This is a genomic window from Lysinibacillus sp. JK80, from assembly GCF_027557635.1.
In the GTDB taxonomy this organism is placed as follows: domain Bacteria; phylum Bacillota; class Bacilli; order Bacillales_A; family Planococcaceae; genus Lysinibacillus; species Lysinibacillus capsici.
In genome coordinates, this window is sequence record NZ_CP058997.1 from 1,944,558 (window position 1) to 1,957,586 (window position 13,029).

General features: G+C 38.7%; 9 protein-coding genes. All 9 read right to left on the minus strand.

Going from position 1 to position 13,029, the window contains the following annotated elements:
- Positions 1-49: 49 nt before the first annotated feature.
- Positions 50-328 carry a DUF503 domain-containing protein gene (locus tag HXV90_RS10245; RefSeq protein ID WP_008178987.1) on the minus strand — a complete coding sequence of 93 codons (279 nt, stop codon included), beginning with the start codon at positions 326-328 and terminating at the stop codon, positions 50-52.
- Positions 328-2,610, minus strand: coding sequence for a translation initiation factor IF-2 (gene infB / locus HXV90_RS10250; RefSeq protein ID WP_048391561.1), 2,283 nt, complete (start codon positions 2,608-2,610; stop codon positions 328-330). Before infB ends, HXV90_RS10245 begins: the two co-directional genes overlap by 1 nt.
- A gap of 14 nt (positions 2,611-2,624) precedes the next feature.
- Positions 2,625-2,933, minus strand: coding sequence for a YlxQ family RNA-binding protein (locus tag HXV90_RS10255; protein ID WP_004225011.1), 309 nt, complete (start codon positions 2,931-2,933; stop codon positions 2,625-2,627).
- On the minus strand, positions 2,930-3,208 hold the full coding sequence (rnpM, locus tag HXV90_RS10260; protein WP_004269250.1) for an RNase P modulator RnpM: 279 nt from the start codon (positions 3,206-3,208) through the stop codon (positions 2,930-2,932). The genes HXV90_RS10255 and rnpM overlap by 4 nt, the downstream gene beginning before the upstream one ends.
- 136 nt (positions 3,209-3,344) lie before the next feature.
- Positions 3,345-4,484 (minus strand): transcription termination factor NusA, encoded by a 1,140-nt coding sequence (gene nusA, locus HXV90_RS10265; RefSeq protein ID WP_048391564.1) that lies wholly within the window; start codon positions 4,482-4,484, stop codon positions 3,345-3,347.
- 24 nt (positions 4,485-4,508) lie between these two features.
- The gene (rimP, locus tag HXV90_RS10270) at positions 4,509-4,985 is read right to left on the minus strand and encodes a ribosome maturation factor RimP (protein ID WP_004269252.1); all 477 of its coding nucleotides are present in this window, start codon (positions 4,983-4,985) and stop codon (positions 4,509-4,511) included.
- A 335-nt stretch (positions 4,986-5,320) separates the two neighbouring features.
- Entirely contained in the window at positions 5,321-9,652 is a 4,332-nt protein-coding gene (locus HXV90_RS10275) for a PolC-type DNA polymerase III (protein WP_269898921.1), read from the minus strand.
- A gap of 268 nt (positions 9,653-9,920) precedes the next feature.
- On the minus strand, positions 9,921-11,627 hold the full coding sequence (locus tag HXV90_RS10280; RefSeq protein ID WP_048391566.1) for a proline--tRNA ligase: 1,707 nt from the start codon (positions 11,625-11,627) through the stop codon (positions 9,921-9,923).
- Positions 11,628-11,758: 131 nt separating this feature from the next.
- Positions 11,759-13,021 (minus strand): RIP metalloprotease RseP, encoded by a 1,263-nt coding sequence (rseP, locus tag HXV90_RS10285; RefSeq protein ID WP_054550529.1) that lies wholly within the window; start codon positions 13,019-13,021, stop codon positions 11,759-11,761.
- Positions 13,022-13,029 lie beyond the last annotated feature (8 nt).

The window sequence follows — 13,029 nt, forward strand, 5'->3', positions numbered from 1 at the left end:
TAGTTGTGTGTTCCATGCTTTCGTAAGCTAGACAACTATCTACTACTACTTATAAATAATCTCGCCACACATTAAGCTGTTCCCATGACGGATTTGACTCTAAATAGTGGAGCGCGTGATTAATTTCTCGTTCAGCTGCTTCTTTGGACGAAGAAACAGCAACAAGTGCTAATTTCGTACGCTGCCATACATTTTGATGGTCAATTTCCGCAATAGAAACGTTAAATTTCTGCTTTGTGCGGGTAATCATACGCTGTAAGACAGCACGCTTTTCCTTTAACGAATGGGCAGTTTGAATGATAAATTCAACCTCTGCATACACGATCATTAGGCGCGTTTAACCTCTTCCATAATATAGGCTTCAATAATGTCGCCTTCTTTAATATCGTTGAAGTTTGTAATCGTAATACCACATTCGTATCCTTTTGCCACTTCTTTTACTTCATCTTTGAAGCGTTTAAGCGTATCTAGCTCACCTTCAAAAATAACGACGTTATCACGGATCACACGTACACCTGAATCACGTGTTACCTTTCCTTCTGTTACATATGAACCAGCAATTGTACCAACTTTTGATACTTTAATTGTTTGACGAACTTCTGCTTGACCAATAATTTTTTCTTCAAATTCAGGATCAAGCATACCTTTCATTGCTTGTTCAATTTCTTCAATTACTTTATAGATAATGCGGTGTAAGCGAATATCTACACCCTCTTCTTCTGCTGCACGTTTTGCGTTAACATCCGGACGTACATTAAATCCAATAACGATGGCATTAGAAGCTGCTGCAAGAGAAATATCAGATTCGGTAATAGCTCCAGCACCTGTATGAATAATTTTCACATTTACGCCTTCCACATCAATTTTCATTAGGGAGGCTGCCATAGCTTCAACAGTACCTTGAACGTCAGCTTTCACAATTAAGTTGAGCTCTTTCATTTCGCCTTGGCTCATTTGTTCAAATAAGTTATCAAGCGTTACACGTTGTTTTTCTGAACGTTGTGCTTGAATCGCTGACATTGCTCTTGTTTCTCCAACTTGACGTGCTGTTTTCTCGTCTTCAAAGACAACGAAACGGTCACCTGCTTGAGGTACATCATTTAAACCTGTAATTTCAACTGGAGTTGATGGGCCAGCTTCTTTTACTCGACGACCTTTGTCATTTACCATCGCACGTACACGACCATACGTATGACCTACAACGATTGGGTCACCTACTTTTAATGTTCCATCTTGTACTAAAAGTGTAGCAACAGAGCCACGACCTTTATCAAGCTGAGCTTCGATTACTGTTCCAAGTGCTAAACGTTCTGGATTTGCTTTAAGCTCGCCTACTTCAGCTACAAGTAAAATCATCTCTAACAATGTATCAATGCCTTCACCTTTTAACGCTGAAATTGGAACGAAAATTGTATCTCCACCCCATGCTTCAGGAACTAAGCCATGTTCTGTTAATTCTTGCATCACACGATCTGGATTTGCCGATGGTTTATCCATTTTATTCACAGCCACAATTATTGGTACTTCAGCAGCCTTGGCATGATTGATCGCTTCTACTGTTTGTGGCATAACACCATCATCAGCAGCTACAACTAAAATTGTTAAATCCGTTACTTTTGCACCACGCGCACGCATTGTTGTGAAAGCTGCATGTCCTGGTGTATCAAGGAATGTAATTTTCTTGTCGCCTTCTGTAACTTGGTATGCACCAATATGTTGTGTGATACCACCAGCTTCTCCTGCTGTTACTTTTGTATGGCGAATAGAGTCTAATAAAGTTGTTTTACCATGGTCAACGTGACCCATAATTGTTACAACTGGCGGACGTTCTGATAAATCTGCCTCGTTTACTTCTTCTGTTTGCTCGAAGTGTGTTTCTAAATCCGTAATATCTACACGAATTTCTTCTTCCACTTCTACACCGTAGTCTGCGCAAATTAATTCAATTGCATCCTTATCTAATTCTTGGTTAATTGTTGCCATTACGCCAAGCATGAATAATTTTTTAATGATTTCAGATGGCTCACGGTGTAATTTTTTTGCTAATTCTGCAACTGATAATGATTCAACAAAAGTAATTTTTTCTGGAAGTTCCTTTTGTTTCACTGGAATTGATGGTTGATGCGTTTTTGGATGGCGACGTTTGCCTCCATGAATCCCTGGTTTTGGACGTTGGTTGTAACCACCGCCACCTCTACGATTATTATTGTTATTATTATTATTTTGTGTCATATTTCTATTTTGATTACCTTTTGTATTCTTAGATTTTTCGTTAGACGAATTTGAGTTTTGCTGTGCATGTTGCTGATTGTTTACTTTTGGCTTAGAAGTAGCAGATTGCTGCCTTTGTCCTTCTTGCTTTTTCACCGAATGCTGTGGTTTTTGCTGGCCATTTGATTGAGGTTTTTGTGCCATGTTTTGAGTTGATTGTTTTGCTACATTTTTCTCAGGTGTTGCTTTAAATGTTTGATTTAACTTTGCCACAGCGTCTTTTTCCAACATAGACATATGGTTTGTTACACTCACATTTAATTTACTTAGTGCTTCAATAACCTCTTTACTCGTTTTATTCACTTGCTTCGCATATTCATGAACTCTGATTTTGGTCATCTGCTCACCCCCGATTAGTTTTCGTTGAGTAGACTAGACAATTTACTTGCAAAACCTTTATCGGTAATAGCTAAAGCCACGCGGGCCTCCTTACCTGTAGCATGTCCTAGATCATATCGATCTCCAATTACATGATACTCAACGTTGTAGTACGTGCACTTATCTTGAATTTTTTTACTAGAGTTTTTAGAAGCATCGTTTGCAAGCAGTACTAGTTTAGCATTGCCATTGCGGACTTCCTTTACTACTAACTCTTCTCCTGAAATCACCTTACGTGCTCTTGCTGCGATTCCAAGCAAATTAAATATTGCTTGATTTATCATAAAATTGACTCCCTACGAATCAGCAAAATAAGTTCCTCGTATATTTCTTCAGGAATTTTCACATCAAGTTGGTGCCCTAATACATTTTTCTTACGCGCGAGGTCAACTGCCTGCTCTGATTTAGAGACATAGGCACCACGCCCAGGCTTTTTCCCGGAGACATCTACACTTACTTCGCCCTCTTTCGAACGAACAACACGTATCATCTCTTTCTTTGGTAGCATTTCTCCAGTTGCTACACATTTACGAAGAGGTACTTTTTTGTTTACAGCCATAAGAATCACCATTCCTCTCTGAAGCTTGTCGTAAGAGGTGGACAAGTCATGCTCTACTTGACGCTCTGACAGTATTCAGTCGGCGTAGGGGGCCCACTGAATACTGTCAGCTAACTTGTCACACGGGCTTTCTTACTTATTCTTCGTCGTCTTGATATAAGTCAACTGCTACATCATCAAAATCACTTTCTTCATCATGAGCAGGGATGAAAGTGCTTGTAGCCGAAGGATAAATACCTAATTCACGAGCATCAGTCTCACTCTTAATATCAATTTTCCAGCCAGTAAGCTTCGCTGCTAGACGAGCATTTTGCCCACGTTTACCGATAGCTAGAGATAATTGATAGTCTGGTACAACGACTGTTGTCGACTTTTCTTCTTCATTCACTTGTACATCTAATACTTTTGATGGGCTTAATGCATTAGCTACAAATACAACTGGGTCTTCAGACCATTCTACGATATCAATTTTTTCACCATTTAGTTCATTGACAATTGTTTGTACACGAGCTCCCTTTGCCCCAACACATGAACCAACTGGATCCACTTCCTCATTATGAGCGAAAACAGAAATTTTAGAGCGATCTCCAGCTTCACGTGCAATTGATTTAATCTCTACAATACCCTCATAAATTTCAGGTACTTCCATCTCAAATAATCGACGTAATAAACCAGGATGTGTACGAGACACAATCACTTGAGGTCCACGAGTTGTACGTTCCACTTTTGTAATATACACTTTAATACGATCATGTGGATGATAAGATTCACCTTGGATTTGTTCATTAACAGGCAATGCCGCTTCTACTTTCCCTAAACCTACATAGATATTACGAGCATCTAAACGTTCAACAACGCCAGTTACGATATCATCTTCACGGTCTACGTACTGCTCATAAATTAAACCTCGTTCCGCTTCACGTACGCGTTGTGTAACTACTTGCTTTGCTGTTTGTGCAGCAATGCGTCCAAAGTTACGTGGTGTTACTTCCTGCTCCACGATATCCTCTAGCTGATAGGCTGGATTAATGACTTTTGCATCTTCTAAAGAAATTTGCAAACGATCATCTTCTACCTCTTCCACAACATCTTTACGTGAAAATACACGAATTGAGCCCTTATCTAAATTTAAGTCTACTCGAACATTTTGTGCTTGGTTAAAGTTGCGTTTGTAAGCTGTAACTAATGCCGCTTCAATGGCTTCGATTAACACATCTCTTGAAATTCCTTTTTGTTCTTCTAGCGCATTCAGCGCATCTAACAAATCACTACTCATTTTGTTTTCACTCCTAAATATGCTTTATGCAGAAAAATCGATGGCAAGTCGTGCCAATGCGATTTTTTCTTGTTCAATTGTTACTGTTATTTTACGTGTTTTAATACGCACTTCCATCACTAATGTATGTTCATCGTATGACGTTAAGTAGCCTTGGAATTCCTTCATGTCCTTGATGGGCTCATAGGTTTTTACATAAATAAACTTGCCAACTGCTTTGACAAAATCCGTATCTTTTTTTAATGGACGTTCCGCTCCAGGCGAAGAAACTTCTAAATAATAGTTTTGTGTAATTGGATCTTTTTCATCCAATAACAAGCTTAGTCGTTCACTCACTTGAGCACATTGATCTATGTCAATTCCACCCTCAGGTGTATCAACATAGACACGTAAAAACCAGTTTCGTCCTTCTTTTACGAACTCAATATCCACTAGCTCAAGATTTAACTCATCCACAATTGGTTTAGCGAGCTCTTCAATTAAAGATGGTACTTTGCTCATTATTTCCTCCTGTATTTATCAAATTCTAGCGTATGAATTGTTCATCACTATCAGGTTAACGCAGTAATGAACCATAATAAAACAGAAATTCCACCAGTTGCTTTGGTGAAATTTTACGGTCTTACCTGCTGTTAGTCAAAATTTGTTTTGCTACGGTTAAACAACAGAAAAGAGCGGGTATGCCCCACTCTTTTGCTGGAAAAATATCAACAAATTATTACCATTAGAATAGCACAGTTCTCGACACAATGCAAATTTCCTTCATTATAGATAACCATATTGTGTCAGGAATTTGAATTTACATTGTGACCTTTCCATGCAAAACAATTGTAATACTAGAATAGCGATAACTGATTAGCATCAGGCATGCCTTCTAAACAACCAAGCTGGTCCATGTATTCGATAAGCGTTTTGGAAACACGACCACGTTGCTGTAAATCTTCCTTGGATAAAAACTCTCCCTCTTCACGAGCAGCTACGATCGTTTTCGCCACGTTGGTTCCAAGACCCGGAATTGCATCGAACGGAGGGATTAGTGAATTGCCATCAATAACAAACTCACTAGCTTGGGAACGATATAGGTCAACCTTTTGGAAACTCATACCTCGCTCACACATTTCCAATGCAAGCTCCAGCACCGTTAATAAGTTTTTCTCTTTAGTGGATGCATCTAAGCCTTTCATATTGATTTCATCAATCCGTGCTCGAATCATTTGCGATCCTTGCACCATTGCAATTAAATCAAAATCATCTGCTCGAACTGTGAAATACGCTGCATAATAAAGGATTGGAAAATGTACCTTGAACCAGGCAATTCGTACTGCCATTAGCACGTATGCTGCGGCATGGGCTTTCGGGAACATGTATTTTATCTTTTTACAAGATTCAATATACCAACCTGGTACTTTATTGGCGAGCATCTCGGCTTCAAATTCTTCTGATAATCCCTTCCCTTTACGAACAGATTCCATAATTTTGAAGGCTAGTGACGGCTCTAGACCTTGATAAATTAAATACACCATAATGTCATCACGACAACCAATTACTTCTTTTAGCACACATGTACCGTTTTGAATTAATTCTTGTGCATTCCCTAGCCATACGTCTGTTCCATGGGAAAGTCCAGAAATTTGTACAAGCTCCGAGAATGTCGAAGGCTTCGTATCTTCTAGCATTTGACGTACAAAACGCGTACCGAATTCTGGTATACCTAGTGTCCCTGTCTTACAGCCAATTTGCTTTTCTGTAACACCTAAAGATTCAGGAGAACTAAAAATTTTCATGACGACAGGATCATCGGTCGGAATTGTTTTAGGATCGATTCCCGATAAATCCTGTAACATTCTGATCACCGTTGGATCATCGTGTCCAAGTATATCTAGCTTTAAAATATTGTCATGAATAGAGTGGAAATCAAAATGGGTTGTACGCCATTCTGCATCCTGCGCATCTGCAGGGAATTGCACTGGAGAAAAATCATAAATGTCCATATAATCTGGAACAACAATAATTCCTCCAGGGTGTTGCCCAGTTGTACGTTTTACTCCTGTACAGCCTTGAACTAAACGATCAACTTCTGCTCCACGAAAATGTAAATTATGGTCATTTGCATAGCCTTTCACATAGCCATATGCTGTTTTCTCCGCAACTGTACCGATTGTTCCAGCACGGAATACATAATCCTCACCAAATAGCACCTTTGTATAGTTGTGCGCTTGAGGCTGATATTCACCCGAAAAATTTAAATCGATATCTGGTACCTTATCACCTTTGAATCCAAGGAAGGTTTCAAATGGTATGTCTTGTCCATCTTTTTTATAAGGTGTTCCACATTCCGTACAGTCTTTATTTGGTAAATCGAAGCCTGAGCTGACAGATCCATCATCGAAAAACTCGGAATGTTTACAACTAGGACAAATATAGTGAGGCGGTAATGGGTTAACCTCTGTGATTTCCATAAAAGTGGCTACTAATGAGGAACCCACCGAACCACGTGACCCTACTAAATAGCCATCAGCTAATGATTTTTTCACTAGCTTGGCAGAAATTAAATAAATAACACCAAAACCGTGTCCCAAAATCGATTTTAACTCTTTTTCAATTCGAGCTTTCACAATTTCCGGTAACTCCTCACCATAAATACGATGGGCCATTTCATAAGTTAAATTGGTTACTTCATCATCAGAGCCCTCAATTTTTGGTGTATATAGGTCATCCTTAATCGGTTTAACGTCCCCAATACTTGCTGCTACTTTTTGAGCATTCGTCACAACCACTTCTTTTGCAAGATCCGGTCCTAAAAAATCAAATTCTTTCAGCATTTCATCAGTTGTTCTAAAATGGACTTCTGGTAGCTTAGAACGATTTAAAATATTTGCTCCACCTTGTGAACCAATAAGTATTTGCCTAAACATCCCATCTGTCGGATCTAAATAATGAACATTTCCAGTTGCAACAACAGGTTTATCTAGCTTCTTCCCGAGTTTAACAAGTTTACGGATAATATCTTCTAATGTCCATTCATCACGTACAACATTGCGTTCGATTAATGGTGCATATACAGCCTTCGGTTGCACCTCAATATAATCATAAAAACGAGCGACTTTCTCTGCTTCCTCTGGAGACTTATTCATCATTGTTTCGAATACTTCACCATTACTGCAACCTGATCCAACTAATAAACCCTCACGATATTGTTCAAGCACAGCACGTGTCACCCGAGGAACACGATAGAATGTTTTTGTATGAGAGTGGGAGACGATTTTAAATAAGTTTTTTAAGCCTGCATTATCAACTGCTAAAATTGTACAATGCATAGGTCTACCTTTTTTATAGGCATCCCCACCACCAATATGTTTATTGAAGTCATCATGGTATTTAATAGCTAGCTCATCAGCATCCTTTAATAGCTGCAGGAGTAGAAATCCTGTCGCCTCTGTATCATAAATTGCTCGGTGATGCTGTGTTAATTCAATATTGAATTTTTTACACAGTGTATTCAAGCGATGGTTTTTCATTGTAGGATAAAGCAATCTTGCTAGCTCTAATGTATCAATGACAGGATGGACTGTGTCTTCAAGACCAAATTTTTTATAGCCTGTATATAGGAAGCCAATATCAAATGATGCGTTATGAGCGACAACGATTGCATCTCCAATAAAGGCATGAAATTCTTTAATGACCTGCTCTACCTCTGGTGCATTTCGAACCATATCATCCGTAATACCTGTTAATTCAATGGTAGTAGCCGAAAGTGGATGATGTGGATTTGCAAAACTTTCATATTTATCAATAACTTGTCCATCTTTAATTTTAACTGCAGCCAATTCAATAATGGTATCATATGCAGTTGATAGCCCTGTCGTTTCTACGTCAAAAACAACATACGTTGTGTCTGCCAATAAACGATGCTCTGGAGCATAGGCAATTGGTACACCATCATCAACTAAATTTGCTTCCAGACCATAAATAATCTTAATGCCATGTTTTTTGCCCGCTGCATATGCTTCAGGGAAAGATTGCACCACCGCATGATCTGTAATAGCTATTGCTGGATGCCCCCACTTTGCAGCTTGAGCAACAAGCCGATCAACAGGTGTAACAGCGTCCATTTGGCTCATTGGTGTATGCAAATGTAACTCAACACGCTTTTCACCCTCTGGTGCTAAATCTTGTCGTGTTTCTTTTTTGATTTCATTAATATCATTCGCCATAACGATTAAATCACGAATAAACGTATCAGTTTGCACAGAGCCTCGAACTTTAACCCACATGCCCTTTTTCAGATGTTGCATTAATTCAGCATCATCATTGTCACGAGAAAACATTTTAACAATGATGGAATCTGTATAGTCGGTAATTTTGATTTGTAATAAGGAGCGTCCACTTTTTAATTCTTTTATTTCCGTATCAAAGACAAATCCTTCAATAATAACACGGCGTTCTTCTTCAACAATCCGTTTAATTTCCATGATTTCATCATCTTTAATATGCATCCCAAGTTGGAATGGACGGTCGCCAAGGTTGGCCAGTGCCGGATTGTCTTTCTTCTCTTGCTCACGTTTTTGGAAATCTTGCATCGCTTGCTGTGCCAGAGCCACTTCTTCCAGACGTTTCTGCTCCATAAATGCTTCCTGTGCCGCTATCATTTCTTCCGTTTCTTCTTGTAGCACAAAGTCAATTGCCATACGAGGGAAACCAAATTGACCATAGCTTTCTGCTAGTTTGTCCGCATACTTCGTTTTGAGCATCATAAATTCCATTTCCTGCATACAGGATAAAGTCATTTTTTGGCCGTTCCATGTTGGTATTTGAGTGATGAGACAATTTTTAAGCGTTGGAGCCATCTCATCAATTTGTTCCACAACATTTAGCCAGTACGCTTGCACCAGTTCCTCTGTGACATTTTTTTCTAATGTTTCAAATGTCGTATTAACTTGTGCTATCGCTGAAAATTTCTCTGTCAAATGCGTACGGAAAAGCTGATATAACGGAAACGGTAATATATCCTTTAACTTAATTGTGAAATGCCAAAGTCTATCCTTTTTATGAACTGTCAGGCGTGATAGTTCACCTTCCTCAAAAAATGACATATATACATCATCTATTAACTCTAGTTGTTGCAAGAGCATTCGAAGTCTCATTCTTGCCTCTTGTTGCTGTTCCAATCTAATGACACCTACTTTCAGAAAGAGGCAATTTCTTTAGCCTCATGTTCTAATTCGTCTCAAACGCATAATGAATTCAAGAAAAAAATTCGCTCCCACACTGCGGGCGCTCTTCAAGTTTAACAGATATATTACCATCTGTTGTTGCTTGCTTGGCTCACTGTCCCGCAGAAGTGTCGCGAATTATTTATATCTATCTTATCAAAATTATACGAAAGCCTCTATTAAAAGCATCAAATTCTAATTATCACCAATTTTTAGCTCGTCATTAATTTTTACGGAAAAATTCATTCAGACGATCAATTACTTCTTCTTTTTTCCATTCAAATGTTTCACCCGTTTGACGGAATTTCACTTCTACAATACCTTCTGTTGCTTTTTTACCAACAGTTACTCGAACAGGTAAGCCAATTAAATCAGCATCAGCGAATTTTACACCCGCTCGTTCAGGACGATCATCTAGTAACACATCATAACGGTATGATTTTAATAAGCCATAAAGCTCCTCCGCTAATGTCACTTGTGCCTCATCTTTTGTGTTTACTGGCACAACATGAATATCATATGGCGCTAATTGTGTTGGCCATGTAAAGCCATTGTCATCTTGGAAGTGCTCCGCTACAGCAGCTAGAATACGAGAAACACCAATACCATAGCACCCCATAATAAATGGTTGAGCCTTACCTTGCTCATCTAAGAAAGTACCATTCATTTTAGCAGAGTATGTAGTACCTAATTTGAAAATATGACCAACCTCGATACCTTCTGCAAACTTAATGTTACCTTGTCCATCAGGAGAAGGATCTCCCTCTTGAATAAAACGAATATCTAAATAGTCGTTAACTGCAAAATCACGCTCAGGGTTAACATTGACTAAATGGAATCCATCTTCGTTGGCACCTGCAATACCATTACGAATAGATTTAATAGCATGGTCTGCTACTACTTTTACGTCTACCGGTAATTTCACTGGACCAATTGAGCCAACGCCACAACCTAATAATTCTTGAATCGCTGCTTCACTTGCAAGTTCCACAGATCCTGCATCAAGTGCATTTTTCAATTTGATATCATTAATTTCATGATCCCCACGTGAAAGCACTACTACAAGCTCTCCATCTACATCAAAAACTAGAGATTTGATGACATTAGCAGGTTCTACTTTTAAGAATGCTGAAACATCTTCAATTGTTTTTTGCTCTGGAGTTGCTACTTTTTCTACATCTTTTAAAGCTTCATCAGATGGTTGATAGTCAACAATTACTTCAGCCATTTCGATATTTGCTGCATAATCAGAAGTATCTGAGTACGCAATTGTATCTTCCCCAATTTCAGAAAGGACCATAAATTCATGTGTTCCTTTACCGCCAATCGAACCTGCATCTGCAATAACAGCACGGTAGTTTAAGCCGAGACGGGAGAAAATATTAGAATAAGCACGATACATATCTTCATATGTTTCATCTAAACTTTCACGTGACGCATGGAAAGAATAAGCATCTTTCATGATAAATTCTCTTCCTCGTAGTAAGCCAAAGCGAGGACGTTTTTCATCACGGAATTTGGTTTGAATTTGATACAATGTTAGCGGTAATTTTTTATATGATTTAATTTCATCACGGACTAAAGTTGTAATGACTTCTTCATGTGTTGGCCCTAATGCAAAATCACGGTCATGTCGGTCTTTTAAGCGCATTAATTCAGGTCCGTATTTTTCCCAGCGACCTGATTCCTGCCATAGCTCAGCAGATTGTAGAGATGGCATTAGTAGCTCAATGGAGTTGATAGCTTCCATTTCTTCTCGGATAATTGTTTCAATTTTTGTTAGCACACGTTTTGCAAGCGGTAAATACGAGTATACCCCACTTGTATTTTGACGAATAAACCCTGCACGTAGTAATTGCTTATGTGACTTTACCTCAGCATCAGCAGGTACTTCACGTAACGTTGGGATAAATGTTTTACTTTGCTTCATTCAGTGTTCCACCTTTTTCAATAGATAAGTTTATACTCTCAATAGCATAAACAAATTTAGCTTTGAGCGCAATGTTTCATCGAAATTGCGCTCAAAGCTAGGAAATCAAATTTCATTTAACTGTAAATGAATTAAAAGAAAAATCTTTGTATATCGTTCCATGTAACAACCACCATTAGAATCATGAGTAGGACGATTCCTACAAAATGTACAATACCTTCTTTTTGACGGTCAATTGGTTTACCACGTAAAGCTTCAAAGCCAAAGAATAATAAACGGCCTCCGTCAAGTGCTGGTAATGGAAGTAGGTTCATAATTCCTAAGTTAATACTTAGCATTGCTGCCCAATTCATTAGGTTCATAATACCATACTGGGCAACTTGCTCTGTTGCTTTATAAATACCTACAGGACCTGAAAGTGCGTCTATTGTGAACTTACCAGTAATTAGCATACCTAATAGTTCAAATATTTTCACTGTCATATTATAGGTTTCTTGAGCTCCATAAACAACTGCCTTTAATGGGTTAAATTCTCTGGGACTCTCATAGCGTACACCTATTTGACCATATTTCTCGCCATCCTGCTGGATTTCTTTAACAGTCATATTTAAGTTCACTGATTGTCCATTTCGTTCAACTGTCACAGCAATATCTTCGTTTGGATGATCTTGAACGATTGCAGCTAAATCTTGCCATTTTTCAACTGCTTGTCCGTTAATAGCTGTTACTCTATCTCCTGCCAGCATCCCTGCCTGTGCAGCTGGATCATTCTCTACTACTTCTGTGATAATTGGCTCGTATGTTGGTACACCATGGATCAATCCAATCACTAAATAAATCACAAACGCGAGAATAAAGTTAAACAAAGGGCCTGCAAAGATAGTCATTGCTCGTTGACCAACTGTCTTTGCATTAAATTGACGATCGTGTGGCGCAATGACAAGTTCACGACCATTTTCCACAAGCACACAGTCTCTAGCTACTTGATAACGAACTAGACGTTCTTCTTCATCATAACCCTCTACAAATAACTCCTTCTCTAAATCGGCGCGTTCAACTTCTAAAAATAATAAATCTGGTAACTGCTTATTATTTTGATTGAAAATAATTTTTTTAACAACATTATCTTCATTCACAATAAGCCCTATTCGGTAGCCTGGCTGTAATTCCGTGCCATCCATATCCTCGCCGGCCATACGTACGTATCCCCCGATTGGTAATAATCGAATAGTATACATTGTTTCACCATGCGTTTTTCCATAAATTTTGGGACCCATTCCGATCGCAAATTCACGTACTAAGATACCTGCACGTTTGGCGAATAAGAAATGTCCAAGTTCATGGAAGAAGACGAGCATACCAAATATTAATATAAATGCAATGGCTGTTTGCATAATACCCC